At 57.0% G+C, this 21,267-nt stretch carries 23 protein-coding genes; 16 read left to right on the top strand and 7 right to left on the bottom strand.

Features of this window, described 5'->3' with window-relative positions:
- Positions 1-125: 125 nt before the first annotated feature.
- The gene (locus tag PMI30_RS23295; RefSeq protein ID WP_238541973.1) at positions 126-731 is read left to right on the top strand and encodes an HAD family hydrolase; all 606 of its coding nucleotides are present in this window, start codon (positions 126-128) and stop codon (positions 729-731) included.
- Positions 732-856: 125 nt separating this feature from the next.
- On the opposite strand, the gene PMI30_RS23300 is transcribed toward PMI30_RS23295, so the two are convergent.
- Positions 857-1,522, bottom strand: a complete 666-nt coding sequence (locus PMI30_RS23300; RefSeq protein WP_008007159.1) for a ribonuclease T2 — start codon at positions 1,520-1,522, stop codon at positions 857-859.
- 144 nt (positions 1,523-1,666) lie between these two features.
- Between PMI30_RS23300 and PMI30_RS23305 the strand changes: the two genes are divergently transcribed.
- Positions 1,667-2,149 carry a hypothetical protein gene (locus PMI30_RS23305; protein ID WP_008007157.1) on the top strand — a complete coding sequence of 161 codons (483 nt, stop codon included), beginning with the start codon at positions 1,667-1,669 and terminating at the stop codon, positions 2,147-2,149.
- Here the strand turns inward: PMI30_RS23305 and PMI30_RS23310 are convergent.
- Positions 2,146-3,897 carry a L,D-transpeptidase family protein gene (locus PMI30_RS23310; protein WP_008007155.1) on the bottom strand — a complete coding sequence of 584 codons (1,752 nt, stop codon included), beginning with the start codon at positions 3,895-3,897 and terminating at the stop codon, positions 2,146-2,148. The genes PMI30_RS23305 and PMI30_RS23310 overlap by 4 nt on opposite strands.
- Positions 3,898-3,978: 81 nt before the next feature.
- Between PMI30_RS23310 and PMI30_RS23315 the strand changes: the two genes are divergently transcribed.
- The 7 genes from PMI30_RS23315 (at position 3,979) to PMI30_RS23345 (ending at position 10,302) form a co-directional block, all read left to right on the top strand.
- A complete protein-coding gene (locus tag PMI30_RS23315) occupies positions 3,979-4,668 on the top strand; it encodes a murein L,D-transpeptidase catalytic domain family protein (RefSeq protein WP_008007153.1) in 690 nt (229 codons plus the stop codon).
- 145 nt (positions 4,669-4,813) lie between these two features.
- Positions 4,814-6,607: a copper resistance system multicopper oxidase gene (locus tag PMI30_RS23320; RefSeq protein WP_008007151.1), complete on the top strand. Its 1,794-nt coding sequence runs from the start codon at positions 4,814-4,816 to the stop codon at positions 6,605-6,607.
- 10 nt (positions 6,608-6,617) lie between these two features.
- Positions 6,618-7,508, top strand: a complete 891-nt coding sequence (locus tag PMI30_RS23325) for a copper resistance protein B (protein WP_008007149.1) — start codon at positions 6,618-6,620, stop codon at positions 7,506-7,508.
- Between the two features lie 55 nt (positions 7,509-7,563).
- Entirely contained in the window at positions 7,564-7,947 is a 384-nt protein-coding gene (copC, locus tag PMI30_RS23330; RefSeq protein ID WP_008007147.1) for a copper homeostasis periplasmic binding protein CopC, read from the top strand.
- Between the two features lie 3 nt (positions 7,948-7,950).
- A complete protein-coding gene (gene copD / locus PMI30_RS23335; RefSeq protein ID WP_008007145.1) occupies positions 7,951-8,913 on the top strand; it encodes a copper homeostasis membrane protein CopD in 963 nt (320 codons plus the stop codon).
- 101 nt (positions 8,914-9,014) lie between these two features.
- The gene (locus tag PMI30_RS23340) at positions 9,015-9,353 is read left to right on the top strand and encodes a hypothetical protein (protein WP_008007143.1); all 339 of its coding nucleotides are present in this window, start codon (positions 9,015-9,017) and stop codon (positions 9,351-9,353) included.
- Between the two features lie 157 nt (positions 9,354-9,510).
- Positions 9,511-10,302, top strand: coding sequence for a transporter substrate-binding domain-containing protein (locus PMI30_RS23345; protein WP_008007142.1), 792 nt, complete (start codon positions 9,511-9,513; stop codon positions 10,300-10,302).
- Positions 10,303-10,435: 133 nt separating this feature from the next.
- On the opposite strand, the gene PMI30_RS23350 is transcribed toward PMI30_RS23345, so the two are convergent.
- Both PMI30_RS23350 and PMI30_RS23355 read right to left on the bottom strand, forming a co-directional pair.
- Positions 10,436-10,633, bottom strand: a complete 198-nt coding sequence (locus tag PMI30_RS23350) for a hypothetical protein (RefSeq protein ID WP_008007139.1) — start codon at positions 10,631-10,633, stop codon at positions 10,436-10,438.
- A gap of 154 nt (positions 10,634-10,787) precedes the next feature.
- Positions 10,788-11,243: a type VI secretion system amidase immunity protein Tai4 gene (locus tag PMI30_RS23355; RefSeq protein ID WP_008007137.1), complete on the bottom strand. Its 456-nt coding sequence runs from the start codon at positions 11,241-11,243 to the stop codon at positions 10,788-10,790.
- A gap of 604 nt (positions 11,244-11,847) precedes the next feature.
- On the opposite strand from PMI30_RS23355, the gene PMI30_RS23360 reads away from it, so the two are divergent.
- From PMI30_RS23360 to tal, 6 genes are all read left to right on the top strand, one after another.
- Positions 11,848-12,210: a DUF6124 family protein gene (locus PMI30_RS23360; protein WP_008007136.1), complete on the top strand. Its 363-nt coding sequence runs from the start codon at positions 11,848-11,850 to the stop codon at positions 12,208-12,210.
- A 363-nt stretch (positions 12,211-12,573) separates the two neighbouring features.
- Complete coding sequence (locus PMI30_RS23365) at positions 12,574-12,786, top strand: hypothetical protein (RefSeq protein WP_008007134.1); 213 nt, start codon at positions 12,574-12,576, stop codon at positions 12,784-12,786.
- Between the two features lie 326 nt (positions 12,787-13,112).
- Positions 13,113-14,282 (top strand): ATP-binding protein, encoded by a 1,170-nt coding sequence (locus PMI30_RS23370; RefSeq protein ID WP_008007132.1) that lies wholly within the window; start codon positions 13,113-13,115, stop codon positions 14,280-14,282.
- 109 nt (positions 14,283-14,391) lie between these two features.
- Entirely contained in the window at positions 14,392-15,642 is a 1,251-nt protein-coding gene (locus PMI30_RS23375; protein ID WP_008007131.1) for an IS256 family transposase, read from the top strand.
- A gap of 187 nt (positions 15,643-15,829) precedes the next feature.
- The gene (gene dusA, locus PMI30_RS23380; RefSeq protein ID WP_008007129.1) at positions 15,830-16,825 is read left to right on the top strand and encodes a tRNA dihydrouridine(20/20a) synthase DusA; all 996 of its coding nucleotides are present in this window, start codon (positions 15,830-15,832) and stop codon (positions 16,823-16,825) included.
- Between the two features lie 178 nt (positions 16,826-17,003).
- On the top strand, positions 17,004-17,930 hold the full coding sequence (gene tal, locus PMI30_RS23385) for a transaldolase (protein WP_008007128.1): 927 nt from the start codon (positions 17,004-17,006) through the stop codon (positions 17,928-17,930).
- A gap of 221 nt (positions 17,931-18,151) precedes the next feature.
- On the opposite strand, the gene rssC is transcribed toward tal, so the two are convergent.
- Both rssC and rssB read right to left on the bottom strand, forming a co-directional pair.
- Positions 18,152-18,634, bottom strand: a complete 483-nt coding sequence (rssC, locus tag PMI30_RS23390) for an anti-sigma factor antagonist RssC (protein WP_007897104.1) — start codon at positions 18,632-18,634, stop codon at positions 18,152-18,154.
- Entirely contained in the window at positions 18,634-19,815 is a 1,182-nt protein-coding gene (gene rssB, locus PMI30_RS23395; protein ID WP_008007125.1) for a two-component system response regulator RssB, read from the bottom strand. Before rssB ends, rssC begins: the two co-directional genes overlap by 1 nt.
- A gap of 277 nt (positions 19,816-20,092) precedes the next feature.
- Here rssB and PMI30_RS23400 point away from each other — a divergent pair, with 277 nt between their 5' ends.
- The gene (locus tag PMI30_RS23400; RefSeq protein WP_007897106.1) at positions 20,093-20,392 is read left to right on the top strand and encodes a PilZ domain-containing protein; all 300 of its coding nucleotides are present in this window, start codon (positions 20,093-20,095) and stop codon (positions 20,390-20,392) included.
- A gap of 72 nt (positions 20,393-20,464) precedes the next feature.
- Here PMI30_RS23400 and PMI30_RS23405 read toward each other — a convergent pair whose 3' ends face one another.
- Positions 20,465-21,154 (bottom strand): MlaA family lipoprotein, encoded by a 690-nt coding sequence (locus PMI30_RS23405; protein ID WP_008007123.1) that lies wholly within the window; start codon positions 21,152-21,154, stop codon positions 20,465-20,467.
- Positions 21,155-21,267 lie beyond the last annotated feature (113 nt).

Raw genomic sequence — 21,267 nt, 5'->3', positions numbered from 1 at the left:
CTAGGATGAAAAACCTCAGGAGCCTGTCGAACGCATCGATATCGGCTGCCGTGCATGCCCCGGCCGTTTACCCAAGGAGGAAAAACATGAGCGCTGCGCACCACCCTGCCCCCATCGACACCGTTGTGTTCGATCTCGGCAATGTCCTTATCCGCTGGAACCCCAGAAACCTTTACCGAAAGTTGTTCGGTGAAGACCTGGAGGCCATGGAAACATTCCTGTCTGAGGTCTGCCACACCGCCTGGAACGAACAACAGGACCAAGGCAGAACCTGGCAGGAAGCGATTGAGGAAGCCATCGCCCGACATCCGTCCCAAGAGGCATTGATTCGCGCCTACCGCGAACGCTGGGAAGAAATGCTCGATGGTGCCATAGAAGAAACGGTGAACATCCTCGATGAACTGCATGCCAAAGGCGTGCGGTTATTGGCGCTGACCAACTGGTCTGCCGAAACCTTTCCGATTGCCCTTGAGCGCTTTGAGTTCTTGCAGCGATTCGAAGGCATCCTGGTGTCGGGTGCCGAGGGGATAATCAAGCCTTCGCCGGAGATTTTTCAGTTACTCCTATCGCGGTTTGGCGTTGATAGCCGCCGCGCAGTGTTCGTCGATGATCATGCGCCGAATATTGCAGGAGCACGCCGGGAGGGATTTCATGCGGTTCAGTTCTTCAGCCCGGAACAATTGCGCGAGGAACTGGTGGCGCTTGGGTTGCCCGTACAGTCAGCGAGATAACACTGAACGGCTACATTCCGTTGCGTAAACCGATTTTCGTAGGAGCCAGGCTTGCCGGCGAAGGCGCTCTTAAGGACGCCTTCGCCGGCAAGCCTGGCTCCTACTGGTCTGCAACAGTCAATCCATCACCGCGAAGGCGGAACCCGAATATCCCCAGCCCGGCACTGTGTCTTTACACCCGTTCCGCACACGCCAAACACCAGGTCCTTGCCCAAGCACACCCGCACTTCCGACAACTCCGGGCCATTGCAAATCACGGCAATGCCATTGGCCGGAATCCCGGGATTGCTTTGGCGAAACATCTGCGCGATTTCCTGGGCTTCGAAGTAATACGAGCTGCTGAACGGTTGCAGCTTCTGCGGGATCTTGACCGCACCGAGCGCCTTGTCGGACGCGTCCAGGTAACCCATGGCGCCGAGGCCGCTGCACGTGCCGTGCTTGGCCCATTCGTGATCGAGCAGCTTCTGGGTCGGGAACAAGGTCAGGCCCTTGGCATTTTCCGCTGGCGACAAGGTCACCCTCGGCGGGCAGGACTCCGGCCAGCCGCCCTTGGCGTATTGCGGCCAGAGACCGTGAAGCACGAAGCCGTAGCCTTTACCGGAGCATTGCGCATCGTCTTTGTGGGTCAGGCAGAAGGTCGGAGACCAGGAGAGCGTCAGCAGGTAGTAATCGAACACCCCCGCGACCGATTCCGCCTGGGCTTTACTGCTCTGGGTTTCGCGGGCGCTGCTCAGGCCGATGTTGCCGAAGGTCAGCGCGATCAACCCGACGATTGCGTAAAATTTCTTCATTACCCACTCCTTGGGATGATTGATTTGGCCGTAAAGGGCCGAAGAATGGTTTTGTCACGCGGGTGTTTCAATCGCATGACGCAAGGCAAAACCGCATGACCTTGAAGGAGCTACGATTAACTGACATCACGACAGGAAATCGAAATGAGTAAAGCAGACGAGCTCGCCGAGAAGCTGAAACAATCCCGGCAAACCAGTGCCGACGCGACCATCGCCGATCAAGCCATCGACAGCTGGCCCGCCCAGGTCTATGAGCTGTATCACCAGATCGAAGCCTGGCTGCAGCCACTGATCGAGGTGGGCCTGAAGCTGCGACGCAACTCCACGCACGTGTTCGAGAGTGCCCCGGACGGTGCGACCTACGACTACGCCATCGACCAACTGCTGATCGACGGTAACCACCACAGCATCACCTTCGACCCTGTCGCCCGCTTCACCACCGACGGTGCCGGGCGAGTCGAAATCCACTCGACAGACAAGGAACTCGCCCTCTTGCGAACCGTGGACGAACATGGCGAGACGCAGTGGTGGCTTCAGGCGATCGAACAGTCCGGACAACAACCGGATGCGATCGCACTGACGGAACACAACCTGCTTCTGGCGGTGCAAGAAGGGCTGGGGCTTTAAAGCTCGTTCTGCCCCACCGCCATCGAGGGAGGCGCCGCTCGCCTCCCGTCCAGCGTTGGCCGTTCCGAAGGCAGATTCAGCGCCCGCAACACCGGGTTATCGTACCCATACACATCGGGCTTGAACGTCACTCGCCCATCAAGGCTCAGGTCCACCGTCCAGTAAGCCAACAACACCGGCACTTTCACGGGGAGCCTGATGTTCTCTGTCTTGCCGTTGGCTAACTGTTTTTGAATCCCTTCGCTATTCCAGCGAACCGGGTCGTTGAACAACAGCTCCACCAATTGCAGCGGGTTTTCTACCCGAATACAGCCGGAACTGGTCGCGCGATTGGATTGCGCAAACAACTCGCGATGCGGTGTGTCGTGCAGGTAAATCGCATAGTCATTGGGAAAGCGAATCACCACCTGCCCCAGCGAGTTATCCGACCCTGCATCCTGACGCAACGTAAGGCCGCGCGGGTTGTCCCAATCGACGGTCAACGGGTCGAGCACGTTGCCTTCTCGATCGATCACGCGAATCCGGTTTGCATCGAGATAGCCAGGGTTGTTGCGAATCTTCGGCAGCATGTCCTTGACCAGAATGGTCGGCGGCACGGTCCAGGTCGGGTTGAACGTAACGTAGGTGATCTCGGATTGAAAAATCGGCGTGCTGCGATACGGTTTACCCACCTGCACCCGAGAGCGCCATATCAGCTTGCCATCGCGATAGAACGAAACCTTGTACCCGGCGATGTCGACGATGACAAAGGTGCCCTGAAGTTTGTACAGCAGCCACCGCGCGCGCTCCATGTTCACGCGGACCTGGTCGATTCGCGCCTCGACCGGCACGTTCAGCGCCGCGAGTGTCGCCGGCCCCGCCACACCATCCGCCCCGAGGTATTGCTCGGCCTGATACTTCTTCACCGCCGCCATGACAGTGTCGTCGTAGTCGGAGCGCGCGTTCATTTTCGCGGTCAGATAACCACCCGCCACCAAACGGGCGCGCAACTGCGCAACCGAGGCGTCGTCCATACCCGGCCTGAGGGTCTGCCCTCCCGGGACCTTTGGCCAGCCACCACTGTCGCGAACCCTGCGCAGTTGCGCCAGGCCCTGTCGCAACGTGCCATAAATCGCTTCTTGTGGCGGCGCTTGGGCGAACGCGCGCGCGACGTCATGGCTGTCGAGGGCGGCGAAGAACAGGTTGACGTCCTCCCGGGGGTCGATGCCGAGCGGGTCGAAATTCCAATGGATGTCCAGTCGCGAAGGGTCGACCTTGCCGCGCCGTAACTGCAGCAGCGCCGTGATGAACGTCTGGGTCGCCGAGATATCAAAAGCCGCCCGTTGCCCGGGGGTTGGCGCTGTTTTCTGCATCGAGTTTCTGGCCGTGACCAGTTCGGCAATTCGAAAATCCTCGGGGTCCAGGCCATCAACCACAGTGTCGCTCAGGCTTTTCAAAAGCTGGACAACATCGTCATCGTCCGTCCACGCGGCGCGATAGCCACGATGGCTATAAAAGTCCAGCACCGCTCGATTGACGTCGACCCGTTGATGGCCCGGTGACGTGAGCAACGGGGGAAACGCCGAACTCAATGGCGCCAATGCCGCCTGAATCGCCTGACCGACATAATCGCCAGGCGCGGCATCCGCGCCGACGCTAACGGGAGATGACGGCTCAATCGGCGAAGTTTCCGCAATTGCCATGCCGCTGATCAGAAAGCCCATAAAAAATATGCGGCTTATGACGAATAACCTTGTTAACTGCCCCATGGATAATCCTTAATCTCCCGTTTTCAACCGGCTAGCGTCGTGCGCGCTGCTAGACTCGAAACAATCAGATGAGACTTGCATATGGCCCTAGACCGCTTCGGCTTTTTAATGACGGCCCTGTTGCTGACCGCTTTTACCTTACCGGCAGCCTACGCCGATTCGCTTGAAGCCGCGCTGATCAAAGCGGCCCCCAATGCCAACGCCAAGGTAATTACCCTGGCCGTACGCGCCTCCCAATGCAGCCGGTCCCAAGGCGCGGTCCCGGCTCAAAGGCTAGCAGTCATCGATTACTCCCTGCCCTCCACCGAACAACGTCTTTGGGTATTCGACCTTAAGAAACGCAAACTGTTGTTCCACGAACTGGTCGCCCACGGTCGCAACAGCGGCGAAAACATGGCCCGCCAGTTCTCCAATCAGAATGCCAGTTACGCCACCAGCCTCGGTTTGTACCGCACCCAATCCAGCTATGTCGGGCAGAACGGCTATTCGTTGCGCATGGAAGGTCTGGAGCCGGGTTTCAACGACAATGCTTTCGAGCGGGCGATCGTCATTCATGGCGCACCGTATGTCAGTCCTGACCTGGCGCGGGCGAATGGCCGGATCGGCAGAAGCCTGGGTTGCCCGGCTGTGAGGCCTGCAATTGCACATCAGCTGATCGACTCGATGAAGGATGGGCAGCTGTTGTTTTCTTACTATCCGGATCAGCGCTGGTTGAAGTCTTCTTCGTACATCAATTGCGGTAACGCCACCGTGGCGAACAGAAGTCACTAAATACAGCGTGAAACTGTCAAAACTGTAATCTTCGCCTCAGCCTGCTGAAAGGCGCCGCCCGTTAGCCTCCACCTCATTAAGCTCTCCTCCCTCCGCTAAGGATGGATTTGAGGGCTTCATCAGGCTGACGGACGGGAAAAACGGCATGCATTCCAACACCTCAAGACGCACCTTCGTGAAGGGCCTTGCCGCAGGCGGGGTTCTTGCTGGCCTCGGGCTGTGGCGCACGCCGGTCTGGGCGGTCACCAGCCCCGGCGAACCGAACGTGCTGGCCGGTACCGACTTCGACCTGTTCATCGGCGAAACCCCGGTCAACATCACCGGCAACCCTCGAACGGCGATGACCATCAACGGCGGCATTCCCGGCCCCCTGCTGCGCTGGCGTGAAGGCGACACGGTCACGCTGCGAGTGAAGAACAAACTCAAGGACAGCACCTCGATTCACTGGCACGGCATCTTGCTGCCCGCCAACATGGACGGCGTGCCGGGGTTGAGCTTTCACGGCATCGAACCGGACGGGATGTACGTCTACCAGTTCAAGGTCCGGCAGAACGGCACTTACTGGTATCACAGCCATTCGGGCTTTCAGGAACAGTCCGGGGTTTACGGGCCATTGGTGATCGACGCCAGGGAGCCAGAGCCTTTCCAGTACGACCGCGACTATGTAGTGATGCTCACCGACTGGACCGACGAAGACGCGGTCGGCCTGATGAAAAAACTCAAAAAACAATCCGATTACTACAACTACCACAAGCGCACCGTGGGCGATTTCATCCACGACGTCAGCGAGAAAGGCTGGGGCTCGACAGTTGCCGATCGCAAGATGTGGGCCGAGATGAAAATGAACCCCACCGATCTGGCCGACGTCAGCGGTGCCACTTACACCTACTTGATGAACGGCCAGGCGCCGAACATGAACTGGACTGGGGTATTCCGCCCCGGCGAAAAGCTGCGGCTGCGTTTTATCAACGGCTCCGCCATGACGTACTTCGACGTGCGTATTCCGGGTTTGAAAATGACCGTGGTCGCCGCAGATGGCCTGCACGTCAAACCGGTGAGCGTCGACGAGTTCCGCATCGCAGTGGCGGAGACGTTCGATGTGATCGTCGAGCCGACCCAGGACGCCTACACCCTGTTCGCGCAGTCGATGGATCGAACGGGTTATGCGCGAGGCACCCTTGCGGCGAAGGCCGGTTTATCGGCACCGGTTCCTCCGCTGGATCCGCGACCGCTGGTGACCATGGATGACATGGGCATGGGCGGGATGGACCACGGCAGCATGAGCGGCGATATGGCGGGTATGGATCACAGCGCCATGCCAGGTATGTCGGGCATGGACGGCGGTGATATGCAGGGCATGGACAGCATGGCCGGTATGGATCACAGCAGCATGGCCATGGGCGCCATGGCCGGCATGCAATCCCATCCCGACACGGAAAAAGACAACCCGCTGGTGGACATGCAAGCCATGAGCACCTCACCGAAACTCGACGACCCGGGCCTTGGCTTGCGCGACAACGGCCGTCGCGTACTGACTTACTCCGACCTGCGCAGCACCTTCGAAGACCCGGACGGCCGCGAGCCCGGTCGCACCATCGAGCTGCACCTGACTGGCCACATGGAGAAATTCGCCTGGTCGTTCAACGGCGTGAAGTTCTCCGACGCCGAACCGCTGCGGCTCAAATACGGTGAGCGGGTTCGGGTGGTGCTGGTCAACGACACGATGATGACTCACCCCATTCATTTGCACGGCATGTGGAGCGACCTCGAAGACGAGAACGGCCAGTTCATGGTGCGCAAACACACCATCGACATGCCACCGGGATCAAAGCGCAGCTATCGGGTCACCGCCGACGCGCTCGGTCGCTGGGCCTATCACTGCCATCTCCTGTACCACATGGAAATGGGCATGTTCCGTGAAGTTCGCGTGGAAGAATGAGGCGCTACCCATGACCAGACTGAATCGCTCTACCCGCCTCGCTTTGGCACTCGCTGGCTTCACGGTTTCTTCGGCCATGGCCGCCACCGACGACATGCAGGGCATGGATCATAGCCAGATGCAGGGCATGGATCACAGCCAAATGCAGAGCATGGACGACGGCCAGATGCAGCCCGCCGCGCCAACCCAAAGCCGCACGCCGATCCCGGCATTGACCGACGCCGACCGCGCCGCCGTGTACGCCAGCCCCACCGGCCACAATGTGCATGACACCGCGCTCAACTATTACTTCCTCGCCGACAAGCTCGAATGGCAGGACGCCGACGACGGCAGTGCGTTGGCCTGGGATCTGTCCGGCTGGATCGGCGGCGACATCGATCGCCTGTGGCTGCGCTCCGAAGGTGAACGCGTCAATGGCAAGACCGAAGACGCGGAAGTCCAGGCTCTCTGGGGCCACGCCATCTCCCCCTGGTGGGACGTGGTGACCGGCGTGCGCCAGGATTTCAAACCCGGCGATCCGCAAACCTGGGCCGCGTTCGGCGTGCAAGGCATGGCGCTGTACAACTTCGAAACCGAAGCCACCGCCTTCATCGGCGAAAGTGGCCAGACCGCCGCACGACTGGAAGGCGACTACGACATCCTGCTCACCAACCGACTGATTTTGCAGCCAACCGCAGAGCTCAACGTCTACGGCAAAAACGACCCGCAACGGGGCATCGGCTCCGGGCTGTCCAACACCGAAGCCGGCCTGCGGCTGCGCTATGAAATCCGCCGGGAATTCGCGCCTTACATCGGGGTGACCTGGAACCGCACCTACGGCAAAACCGCCGACTACGCCAAGGACGAAGGCGAGGACCGCAGCGAAGCCCGCCTCGTGCTCGGCGTTCGGTTGTGGTTCTAAACGCTTTAACTCAAAAACCTAAAAACCAACCGCTTAAAGCGGTAAGAGGCCTTGCATGCGCACAATCAAAACCACCGCTGTTGCCATCGCACTTTCAACCGGGCTGCTCATGAGCGCACTGGCTCAAGCCCACCCGAAACTGCTCTCCTCCACCCCGGCAGAAGGCGCGGACGGCACAGCACCGAGCAACATCGAACTGCACTTCTCGGAAAACCTCATGACCCAATTCTCCGGCGCCAAACTGGTCATGACCGCAATGCCCGGCATGGCCCATTCGCCCATGCCGATGAAGGCCAAAGTTTCCGGCGGCAGCGACCCGAAAACCATGGTCATCACCCCGCTCTCGCCATTGCCCACCGGCAGCTACAAAGTTGAATGGCGCGCCGTGTCTTCGGACACTCACCCGATCACCGGCAACGTTACGTTCAAAGTGAAGTGATTGATGAGCGACTCGGTCAGCATTGCCCTGCGCTTTGCGTTGTATGTGGATTTGATGCTGTTGTTCGGGGTGGCGCTTTTTGGCTTGTACAGCCTTAAAGGGCAGGAACGGCTGTCTGGAGCGGTGTTGCCGTTTCGGTCGATGTTGGCGGGGACGGCAGTGCTGGGTGTGCTGCTGTCCGTCGCCAGCATGGTGATGATGGTGAGCGCCATGAGCGGGGAATCGGACTTCGCCGAGCTGCGTCCGCACATCGAGATGATGGTGCTTGAAACGGACGTGGGGCTCGCCTGGGTGGTTCGCATCGTTGCGCTGGTGATTGCTGGTTCAGCGGTGATGCTCCGTGCGCCTGGTTTCAGTTTGCTGATCGCGGCTTTCGCTGGCGGTGTCGCCCTCGCCAGCCTGGCCTGGAGCGGGCACGGGGCGATGGATGAAGGCAGTCGTCGTTATTGGCATTTCGTGGTGGATATTCTGCACTTGCTGGCGGCGGGGGCATGGCTGGGTGCGTTGGTGGCGTTTGCGTTGATGGCGAAGATTAATGCGCTGCAAACCGAAGCGCGCATCCGGTTGTTGGCCCGTGCTGTTAATCGATTTGAGGTGATTGGCGCGGTCATCGTGGTGCTCATCACGGTGACGGGGGTGGTGAATTATCTGTTCATCGTTGGGCCGAAACTGGATGAGGTGTTTCTCAGTACTTACGGGGTTTTGCTGTTTATCAAAGTGGTGCTGTTTGCCGGGATGCTTGTCCTTGCCGCGTTGAACCGGTTTCACCTTGGGCCGTTATTGGAGCGATCGTTGCGGGACGGGCAATACACGGTCGCCGCTAATGCGTTGCGGCGTAGCGTGGTGGTGGAGTTAGCGGCTGCGGTGGTGATTGTGGGTTTGGTGGCCTGGTTGGGGACGTTGAGTCCGCAGATGGACACTAATGAAGCATCCGATGACCGGCCAAGCAGTCAGTGGACAGGGTGAGAGTCCTTTACTAGCGTCTAACCACCAGATTTCAAGCCATAGGGTTCAACACCCAAGCGCCAAGGTGAAAATGCGGCGCAATTATCGAAAGGAGATCGAAAATGGCTGACGTACTGAAAGTGGTGGATGTCCAGTTAACGTTACTTAAATCCTTCCCACCGCAGCTACACATCCAGGCTTTTGGCCAGGTGGGTTCTGCTGGATGGACTAACCCAAGACTGTTGCCGCGGTTTTATATTCAGTTTCCGCCAGACGGCATTCAAGACTTTGATTTTGTTGCTGATCCGCCCCAAGGGATTGTTATACAGCCCGTCTGTCCCATCGCCGCATCAGAACTTTGGGAAAACCCGCCACTCAATATACTCAAGGGAGTAAGAGTCCACTCTGCTACCAACTGCATTGAAGCGTACCTTGAGACTTCAAGGTCTTTGTCGCTTTAACAATCAACTAATGTGGAGAGATACGTGTCGGGCCTTGCCTGGCACGTATCATGCGCTGGAGTGAATGGGGTATTGGGACAGTGGATGACAGCCGAGAAGCGCTTTCACTACACTGACTCCCGCTTGAACCCCACTCCATCACAAAAGCCCGATAACAATGAAAACCATAAAAAGCACCATGATGCTCTGTGGCCTGCTCGCGCTAGCCAGCGGCGTTCAGGCAGAGCAAAGCCCTTCCCATCTCGACACCGTCCTGCAACAAGGCCAACTTCGCGTTTGTACGACGGGCGACTACAAACCCTATACCTTCAAAGGTGAAGACGGCGAATACTCGGGGATCGACATCGCCATGGCCCGCTCGTTGGCCGACAGCCTGGGCGTGAAGGTTGAGTGGGTCCAGACCACCTGGAAAACCCTGATGCCCGACATGCTCGCAGGCAAATGCGACATCGGCGTCGGCGGCATCTCCGTCACGCTGGAACGCCAGAAAAAAGCCTTCTTCAGCACCACGCTGGATGTCGACGGCAAAATCCCGCTGGTGCGCTGCGAAGATCAGACGCAGTACCAGACCATCGAACAAATCAACCAACCTTCGGTTCGCTTGGTCGAACCGGCCGGCGGCACCAACGAGGCTTTCGTTCACGCCTTCCTGCCCAAGGCGCAATTGAAGCTTCACGACAACGTGACCATCTTCCAGGAGTTGCTGGACAAGAAGGCTGACGTGATGATTACCGATGCTTCGGAAGCGCTTTACCAGCAGAAACTCAAACCGGGTTTGTGCGCGGTTAACCCGACGCAATTTATGCAGTATGGGGAGAAGGCCTATCTACTGCCGCGTGACGACATTAGTTGGAAGTTGTATGTCGATCAGTGGCTGCACCTGGCCAAGGTGACGGGCAACCACCAAAAAATCCTGGGTCAATGGATAGCAACCCCAGAGGCCAAATAGCCCATTAGTGGCCGCTACCATGTAGCAGCTGGCGAAGCCTGCGTCCGGCTGCGCAGCAGTCGCAAAACCAGAACTCACGAAGCATCAGGCAAATCACGCAACGGCGAAAACACCTCAGCCGTTGCGTCATTCCTTAGTCGTGCAGCAACCCTGAGCTGTATTCATTAAAGCTGTTACCGATAGCGCTCCCACCGAAGTTCACCTTGTTGGTGCTATGGCCATCAAACTGTTGGCAATCTTCTGAGAAGCACGTGCTGGTGCTCACACCCGAACAGGCGCTCAAGAGCAGAGCACCGGCGATCAGCACGACTTTGAACAGGTTCAGGATCATTTTTCAGTTCCCTTGGGTACAAGCGTGGCAACACGACCTTAGGTCATCATCCTATGCCGAAAGCCCGTCAAACTTGATGAAACATTGCTGAGCGACAGCGTTGGTTCAGCTGCCATCATCGTTACGGTTGCTCATCGTCAATCGCGCTGCAGGGTCAATCCTTTTTGGGTCGTGACGGGTTGTCCTGACGATAGGTATGCTGGGGATTGACGACTAATTGCCTGACCTGGCTGTCCAACTCTTTGCTGTGATACAGGTCCAGGCATTTGAGCAGCTCAAAGCGAACGCCTTGGCGCTCTGATTCGACCAGTGGATTGTGATAATCACGCGCCAGAAACTGGTCAACCAGAGGTCTACCGGCTTGGGGTGCTTGCTCCAGATCGAAATAGGTCCAGTCCATAAGCGCACTGGCACTGCTTCCGGCGTCCTGGGCGGCTTTAGGTTCGCCCTTGTAGGCTGTAGCGATGCAGTCTGCCAGCACCATATCCTTGTAATTTTGCGCGTAGGTGCGCCCGCCCGCCTGTGGGGAGTTGGTCGGATCATCCCTGGACCAACTGTTGGAAGGCGCGGCTGCCCAAGCCAGTACCAAGACCGCAGTCAAATACTTCATCAAGACAAACTTCATCCTTGAGTTTAGGAAGCAGAAAATCTGCAGCAGTTTAATCCTTCATGCTTGAGGTGACATAGACCCGAATGACGGAGTCATAAAGGTGTGTTGCGCGGAAGGGTGTCTAGCAGCTCCGTCACGGAGCTGATGCGATAACGTCCTGCAGCTTATTTGGTACATGAACGCCACATTCACGACGGCTAACCATAAAAAGACGTCAGATATTTCCTTGTTTTCTTCGAAGAAACTCGCTCGTTTAAATGGGGTGTTTAAAGACACTCGCGGTTACTTCACAAAGGCTACAACGCCTTGCGTCGTTGCCTACGACTACGCCAGAATCGACCGGCTTGTGCGCTTAAGGTCCGGGCTTTATCGTTTCCCCGTCGCTGAAAAACAGCGATCGGGTTTGGTAGCCCGTACATGAGATTTGCACAGCACCACCATTCGCGGCGTTTTTCGTCTCGGCTTTATGGTGGTCATGCACAGGGCACCTTCGGGTGCGCCGGCTTCCTCATGTCCCGGTCTACCAACCTGCGCATGGCCGCCACCCATCGTTTGGTAGCGAGGTTGGATGGCTCCTTTATCTACGGCATGAGGAGTTTTATCTATGTTCAAACCAACACCCAATCCGCCGATCACAGATCCGGCATCCCCCTACGAATCGCTTGACTCCAGAAAACTCAACGAAGCCGCCGAACGCGCCCTCGACTACTATCTAAAACCGGCGGCTCAAATCATGGCTACACCATACCAACCCAATACGATGTTTTTCGCCAATCCAAAGTCCGACACCGAATCGCTGCTGGCCAACGCCAGCGAGACGCTGGGATCGGCCACGGTTATGCTCGGTGATTTTGCTGCGCTGCTGGAAGGAACACACCGCAAAACCCTGCTGGGCATCGCGCAAGTGGTCATGCTGGGTGAGCTGGCGGTGAACCAGGCGCTGGATAACGTCGAGCCATCTAAGTAATCAATGCTGAACATCGGCGTGGGGAGGCGTGAGCCCCTCACGCCACAGAACACTACTCCAAACACAGGCTACGACAGGACAGATGGAGACAGACACTCGCTCCGCTCTCCTGTCGCGTTTCTGTCGCCCCCATGATGGATTGGATGTAGCAAGACACCAATGCCCCGGCCCGCTTGGCCGGCCCGGTTTTATTTTTTCAGCTTTGTAGCAACTTTTAAGCAAGCCTTCACATAGGCCTGTCACGGGCACTACCGGTTCTTGATCTTTCGACTTGGGTAGTCCTCACTCGCTAGGGGAAAGGCGGCAGCAAGTCACCCGCTCATCATTCGACTGCTACGCTGAATGCTCCACGGAGGATTCGCGATGCCCAATTCAGACCTGCTCCCTTCCCTGCTTTACAAGATCAACGAAAACCAACTCGCCCTTGAAGCGGGCATTCTGGAGCTTTCAAATTGGGTGGAGCAGCGCGGCTCATCCGAAGTAGCCGAAAACGTCCGCAGCGCTTTGGCCGCTATCGACCGTAACGAAGAGTTTATAAAAAAGATGACGCTCGCCGTTCTGATGACTCCGGAATGAAAGCAAATCTGCATCTTTCGGCCCAGACTATGGGAATGCGATCACAAATCTTGAGACTGCGCTTTCACATGAAAGCTGGTCGCTAGGCAGGTCAACCGGATCCAAATTTCACGCAGAAGCGCGACATTTAAGCCAATATTTGGATTTTCCAATCGTTCAAAAACGTCTTTACACGGCCTGGGCCGATAGCTACCTGTCATGAAAGGCAGGTAATGAACCATAGATGCATCAGAACACTTATGCTACAGATCGGCTTCAGGCCACACGTGCCAAAGATTAATCAGGCGCAGAAACTATGTCTGAGCCCAGCTAGGGAGGTTACATCGATGGACGAACTGCTGAGCACATTGCGGTACAAAAGCGAAGGAACTGACATTGATTTCAAATCTGCGCAGTACCGATTTATAGGCGGCAGCGAGATCGACAAGGCCGAGATGCTCAAGGATATCCTCGCGATAGCCAATTCATGGCGCGATGGCCCTGGTTATATTCTCCTCGGATTCAAAGATCAGCGACCTCATCCAGCCGAAGTCGTGGGTATATCAGGAGGCATCGATGATGCAGCGGTGCAACAATTCGTCCACGGAAAGGTGAAACCAAAACTGACGTTTCGCTACGAAGAGCACCTATATGAAGGTAAGACTGTCGGGGTGATCACGATCCCGAAGCAAAAGCGCGCTTTCTACCTTTCTCATGCCTATGGAAAACTGAAGAGCAATGTCGTTTATGTGCGTCGGGGCAGTAGTACGGATGAGGCAGAGCCTCCAGAAATTACCGCGATGACGCTGGCTGATAGTGGTCGTGGAGAGATGAATGTGGATTTATCCTTGCTTACTCTTCATAACAAAGTTTTACCTAACAACTATACGCATCAATTTCTCCAGTTCACCGAAGAGTTCCCCGACTATAAACGTCGAGCCTTGGGTCCTGCTGAGTTTGAGACCCGCTCTTTTATGACTCGTGACAACGAAGACTTCTGGAGAGAGTATGCTGAGTACGTTCAAGTGAACGACGCACTCATCCAGATTCAATTCATATTACTCAATCGTTCAGAAGTACAACTTTCGAATGCCAAGCTTGAAGTGATCGTCGAACCACTGGATGGGCAATCCGTCGATCTGCTTGCGGGTTGCGACCTCCCGGAGAAGCCGGAAACCACATGGGATATCAGCAAAGGTTTGCGCACGTTGCCAGAGGTGATGGCGAATCAAAATGCGCGGCTAATTATCGATGAAAGCGCCATAGTCCCGGTCTGCCACATACGCTTCGGATCCCTATTGCCAGGAGAAGAAGCGAGATCATGCGACGCGCTTGCAATTGTTCCGTTAGCTTCAGGAAAACTGCGATTGCGCTGCCGTATCTTAGCAAGCGAGTTAGCTACGCCGATCGAGATGGACCGTATGATTCAAGTGACTGGATCAGTTGTGCAACTTGATTTTCAAGGCTTTAAGAGCTTAATGCGCGAACGGTGGGGGCAAACTGATTCAATAACTTAATAGGAAAAAGGGGAGAAAAAGGGGACTGATTTATTTACTCGTGCTATCTCGCTGAAGGGGGGTGTCAGAAATTTTGTGTTCGGGCATAACATGAGTAAGAGGTGCATGTATGCCAACCAAGAAGAAACCCGCGTTGCGAGAGCTGCCAAAAATCCCGAAAGAGCTGCTCGAGCAATTCACCGATGGACCGATGACCGCTGAAGCCATTGAGGACGCCTCTGCGGCGTTCAAGAAGGCTTTGATCGAGCGAGCCCTGAGTGCTGAGCTTGGCCACCACCTGGGCTATCCGCCGGGCGCGCAGCGCCCAGAGGATGAAACCAACCAGCGCAATGGCAAAAGCGGCAAGACGGTTCTAACCGGCGATGGCCCGCTCCGACTGGATATTCCTCGCGACCGGGACGGCAGTTTTTCGCCCATCCTGATTCCCAAGCACGAGCGCCGTTACACCGGATTCGACGACAAGATCATCGCCATGTATGCCCGTGGAATGACTGTCAGAGAGATTCGTGCGTTTCTTTCCGAGCAGTACGGTACGGACGTTTCTCCCGACTTCATCAACTCTGTAACCGATGAGGTCATGGCAGAGATCGGTGCCTGGCAACAGCGGCCTTTGGAGCCGATGTATCCGGTTATTTTCTTCGATGCTCTGCGGGTCAAAATCCGCGAAGAGGGGCTGGTTCGCAACAAGGCTATCTACCTGGCCTTGGGTGTTTTGCCTGACGGAACACGCGATATTCTCGGCATTTGGATCGAAACGACCGAGGGCGCCAAATTCTGGATGAAGGTGTTCAACGACCTCAAGACACGCGGCGTCGAAGACGTGTTGATTGCTGTGACCGACGGCCTTAAAGGCATGCCAGAAGCTCTCAGCGCCGTATTTCCAGACACGACGCTGCAAACATGCATTGTTCATCTGATCCGCAACAGTCTTGATTACGCGGCTTGGGATAAACGCCGCGAACTAGCCAAGGCGCTCAAACCGATCTATCAGGCAGTCACCGCCGAAGCGGCCGAGCAGGCGCTGGATGCGTTTGAAAGCGGGCCATGGGGCAAGCAGTATCCAACGGTAGTGGCTGCTTGGCGCCGCGCTTGGGATCGTGTGATTCCATTTTTCGTTTTTCCGCCAGCGATCCGAAAAGTGATCTACACGACCAACGCCATTGAGAGCATCAACGCTCAACTGCGCAAGATCATCAAAACCCGAGGTCACTTCCCGACCGACGATGCGGCGACCAAGCTGATCTGGCTTGGGCTGCGCAATATCACAGCAAACTGGGGCTCAGCGGCCCATGACTGGAAAAGTGCGATGAATCAATTCGCGATTCTGTACGGAGATCGATTTATCAGACCGACCTGGTAAAAGCATGGCCTGCCTAACGGCAGGCCGTTACCGGCCCGCACACAAAATATCTGACAGTCCCCGCTGAAGCTCTCCCATTCCTTTGCTCCACTTGTCCTGAACTACCGCAGCAAGACTCGCCCGAGCCCCGCACGCCCAATCCTGATAAACTCCCCACCTCCCAGCCTCACCCATTCCAGAAACGCCAATGCCCCCAATCACCGCCACACCCGCTCCGCTCTCCCGCCGCTTCTCCGTCGCCCCGATGATGGATTGGACAGACCGCCACTGCCGTTTCTTCCTACGCCTACTATCCAAACACGCCCTCCTCTACACCGAAATGGTCACCACCGGCGCGCTCCTCAACGGCGATCACGACCGCTTCCTGCGTCACAACGAAGCCGAACACCCGCTCGCCCTGCAACTCGGCGGCAGTGTCCCGCTCGACCTGGCCGCCTGCGCACGTATGGCCCAGGAGCACGGCTACGACGAGGTAAACCTGAACGTCGGCTGCCCGAGTGATCGGGTGCAGAACAATATGATCGGGGCGTGCCTGATGGGGCATCCGCAGTTGGTGGCTGATTGTGTGAAGGCGATGCGTGATGCGGTGTCGATTCCGGTGACGGTGAAGCATCGGATCGGGATTAATGGGCGGGACAGTTACGAGGAGTTGTGCGATTTCGTTGGCACGGTTCGGGATGCCGGGTGCACGAGTTTTACGGTGCATGCGCGGATTGCGATTCTGGAGGGGTTGTCGCCGAAGGAGAACCGCGACATTCCGCCTCTGCGCTATGACGTGGCGGCGCGGTTGAAGACGGACTTTCCGGAGCTGGAGATTATTCTCAACGGCGGGATCAAGACGCTGGAGGCTTGTCACGAGCATTTGCAGACGTTTGACGGCGTGATGCTGGGTCGTGAGGCGTATCACAACCCTTATGTGATGGCAGAGGTGGATCAGCAGCTGTTTGGCAGCAAGGCCCCAGTGATCAGCCGGGCCGAGGCGCTGGCGCAGTTGCGTCCTTATATCGCCGAGCATCTGCTGGCGGGTGGATCGATGCATCACATCACCCGGCACGTGCTGGGGCTGGGCACCGGGTTCCCGGGGGCGCGCAAGTTTCGGCAGTTGTTGTCGGTGGATATTCACAAGGCTAAAGAGCCTTTGGCGTTGCTGGATCAGGCGGCGGAGTTGTTGGAGGGGCGTTAACGGTCACCTGCGTTGAACCTGTCCCCTATTTCAGCATCGTATCTACCGATACCACGCCCCGCCTTTCAAACATCCGTTTTCAGGTTGTTGCCGCTGGGGCCATCGATACACGTACGCGCCCTTGAGTGGCTGCAAGCGCTCGGGTAATGTCATTAGACCCATAGGACAGAGCACGCCCATGACTTCCAAGCTGGAACAACTCAAACAAATGACCACCGTGGTTGCCGATACCGGCGACTTCGAAGCAATCGCTCGCGTTAAACCCGTGGACGCTACTACCAACCCTTCCCTGTTGCTCAAAGCGGCGGCCATTCCCGCTTATGCCGAGTTGCTGAACGCGTGCGTTCACGACTGCAAGGGCGATGTAGGCCTGGCCAGTGACCGTTTTGGCGTTGCGGTAGGGCAAGAAATTCTGAAGGTTGTACCGGGCCGTATTTCCACTGAGGTGGATGCGCGCCTGTCGTTCGACACTGACGCCGTATTGAAGCGTGCGCACCGTCTGATCGACCTGTACGACAAGGCCGGCGTTGGCCGTGACCGCGTGCTGATCAAGATCGCTTCGACCTGGGAAGGTATCCGCGCTGCCGAGAAGCTGGAAAAGGAAGGCATTCAGACCAACCTGACCTTGCTGTTCTCTTTCGCTCAGGCTGCGGCTTGTGCTGACGCTGGGGTGTTCCTGATTTCGCCGTTCGTTGGCCGTATCTACGACTGGTACAAGAAAGCCACTGGCAACGACTACACCGGCGCGGATGATCCGGGCGTGCAGTCGGTGACGCGTATCTACAACTACTACAAGGCCAATGACTACAAGACTGTGGTGATGGGTGCGAGCTTCCGTAATCTGAATCAGATCGAGCAGTTGGCCGGTTGTGATCGGTTGACCATCAGCCCGGATCTGCTGGAGAAGCTGGCGGCGGATACTGGCAAGCTGGAGCGCAAATTGGCGCCGGGGCATGCCGGTGAAGCGCGTCTGAGCTTGAATGAAGCGCAGTTCCGTTGGTTGTCCAACGAGGATGCGATGGCGACCGAGAAGCTGGCTGAGGGGATTCGTCAGTTTGCTCGGGATCAGGAGAAGCTTGAGGCGTTGTTGCAGGCCAAGCTGTGATCTAGTTCGAAGCGGTGCAAAAAGGGCGAACCTTAGCGGGTTCGCCCTTTTTTGTGCGTTGATGGTGGAGATTGAATGGGCTTCGCGCTGGGGGATGTGGTGATCGTTATGGCGCCTTCGCGGGCAAGCCTCGCTCCTACAGGGGATTCGTAGTGAGTCGGGATGGTGTGTTTACGCGGGGCTAGTGTGGGATCAGACCGACCCACACCGTTTCAGGGGAATCAATGCCGCTCCAGCGCATTCACCAGGTCATGGAACGCTTCACGATTGGAGTCGTTCAGGCCCATGAGGATTTTGTGTGCTTCGAGGACTTTGACCCGTACCACTTCTTCGGACTGGTCCTGGTCTGGCAGGTCGGTCAGGCATTCAGGGCATGGGATCGGGCGGTCAACGATGTTGAACACTTGCTCGAAGCCCATGGACTGCAACAGACGGGTGATGTCTTCGTGGGTGGTGACGACGGTCGGCAGCAGGCCGACCTTTTGCCGCGACAGGATCGACAGTTTGGCCAGCAGGCCCAGGGTGGTGCTGTCGATGCTGCGGGTTTCGGTCAGGTCGATCACGATGGCGTTGAAATTCAACGCAGTGAAGATCCGCTCAATAGTCGCATCCAACGCCGAACACAGGGTCAGGCGAACTTCACCGACGAACTTCAGGACGAAGGTGCCGTCCTGCTCGGCGAACTGGATTCTACCGGTACTCATTAAAGATTCCTGCTCAACACCAACAGGGCGATATCATCCGGCATCTCCCCTAGCGTGGCCAATCCAAAAACCTGGCGCAGACCATCCAGGCTGCCGCCCGCTGCCTTCACCCGTTGAGGTAAAGCAGCTTCTTTCTCTTTGAGTGTGGGTTCTGGCAAAAGGTCCAAAATGCCATCAGACATCAGCGTCAAGCTGAACACTGGCGGCAATTCCAGTACGTGGTCTTCGTAGGTGGCTTCATTGAAGAGGCCCACCGGCAGACCACGCCCTTCCAGGTAACGAACACTGTCTGGCGTGTACAACACAGGCAACGGCAGATGACCGCCGATGCTATAGGTCAACAAACCGGTCTCCTCGTCGATGACTCCACCGACCATTGTGACGTGTTTGCCCAGCTTACAACTGATCAGGCCCCGGTTGATATGACCAAGAACCTCTGAAGGCTTGAACTCCGGCAATGTGCCGTTGCGCTTGGATTCGAACAGCAAGCGCGTGGTCATGAACTTCAACAGCACGGTAACGAAGGCTGAAGAGGCGCCATGACCGGAAACGTCAGCCAGGTAGAACGCTACCCGACGCTCATCGACCCGAAAGTAGTCGACGAAATCGCCCGAAAGGTACAGCGACGGGATGATCTGATGCGCAAACTGGAACTCGTTGATGCTCCAGGGACTGACCGGCAGCATGTTCATCTGCACCTGGCGACCGGCGTTCTGGTCTTCCTGGAGCAGGTTCAGGCTGGCTTCGAGCTCGCGATTGGCCTTTTCCAGCTTCTCGCGATAGCGCTGGTTTTCCAGCAGCAGGCGCGCACGATCCAGGGCTCGGCGCACAGAGTGCTCGAGCACGGCCAGATCTTCGAGAGGCTTGATCAGGTAGTCCGCCGCGCCCAGGCGCAGGGCCTCGACCGCGTCGTTCATCACGCCGGCGCCCGACACCACGATTACCGGTGTTTGCGGCGACAGCTCGGTGACCTGGCGAATGAGTTCAAGTCCACCCATCTGCGGCATGCGCAGATCGCAGATGACCAAGTCGGGCTTGTCTTGCTCGAATACCTGAAGTCCCTGCTGGCCATTGCTGGCCTGCAGGACACTGAAACCACTGTCTTCCAAGTAGGCCGCGAGGCTCGCGCGCACTACTTCGTCATCATCGATTATCAGCAGCGTGGCACTGGTTTTTGGCATGTGGGCAAACGGCGCCAGAATTAGGTTGGCGTAGCAGGCTGGGCATTTGGCCCTGCTCACACTACTGGATTCGCTTTCTAGCCTCTCTGGCTGCACCGTTTTCGAGCGTTTGCCCTACTCACAGGTCCACCAAAGGTGCCCTTCTAAGGCGCAGACGGTACTCCCATCCGCGAGGCGTTTCAAGCTCACGCCGATGGTCGCTTGACGTCTTTACTTGTCAAATCACCGAGAGTTATAAGAACAGGCAAAACCGTAACCCAAAGGAAGGATCGAGCCCATGAGCCAAACTGATCGGGACTACAGCGAAAAGCGCGATTTCATCCGCATGCGGGTCGATGCCGATGTGGCGCTGATTCATGAGGGCGACGAGGTGCCAGCCGTCTGCATCGACCTTTCCAGCAGCGGCATGCAGGTTGAGGCGCCCCGTTTATTCAAGGTCGGTGACCGGCTTAGCGTGCGGATTGACTCCGATCACGCAGCGCTAAAAGGCCTTGAGGCCGATACCGAGGTGGTGTGGGTGAAAGCACAGGACGGTGGCAATCAGAAACTCGGGCTTACAATCCTGAAGATGAAATAACCCCGATTTAACCCGCAAGCCAAACGAAAGAAGGCGGCCAAATGGCCGCCTTCTTCGTTTTACCGGTCGAGATTAAAAATCGTCTTCGACCTGGCCGTCCTTGACCTTGAATTCGCGGTTTTGCAGGTACGCATTGCGAATAAAGGTGTATTTGTCGCCGCTGACCAGTTTCTCGGCCGACAGCAGGTTGGCGCGGGTGTCGACGATGTTCAGGCCGAAGATCGAATTACGCACCGGCACGTCGTTGATGTAGCGGTACGGGCCGGTATAGCCGTCGACATACTTGGACGGCGCATCACGCAAGGTGCTTGGGCCCAGCAGCGGCAGCATCAAGTATGGGCCGCTGCCCACGCCCCAGTAACCGAGGGTCTGGCCGAAGTCTTCATCATTGCGATGCAGGCCCATCTGGGTGCCCACGTCGAAGAAGCCCAGCAGGCCGAAGGTGGTGTTGAAGATCAAACGCGCGGTGTCGACGCCTGCCGCGGCGGGCTTGGCCTGCAACACGTCGTTGGCAAGGTTGGTCACGTCACCAACGTTGCGGAACATGTTGTGGATACCATCTTCCAGAAACTGCGGCGTGACGAATTGATAGCCCTGGGCCAATGGCTTCAGTGCGTAGGTGTCGACAAAATCGTTGAACTTGTAGATCGGGCGGTTAATGCTTTCCCAAGGATCTTCTTCCGTGGCAGCCTGAGCCGCAAACGGAACCAGCAATACACTGGCACACATACAAAGCTGAGCGAGTCGATTGCTCCAGCGCATAGAGAAACTCCTTGGATTGTACTGACGCGGACGCTTGGCCCAGTCGCAAAGACCACTAGTATATGACGGATAAGCCGGTTTAGGCAGCATCGTGCGCGATCGCTCCCGGATGA

It is taken from the genome of Pseudomonas sp. GM50, from assembly GCF_000282375.1.
Taxonomy (GTDB): Bacteria; Pseudomonadota; Gammaproteobacteria; order Pseudomonadales; family Pseudomonadaceae; genus Aquipseudomonas.
This window is presented reverse-complemented; position numbering and strand designations above follow the sequence as displayed.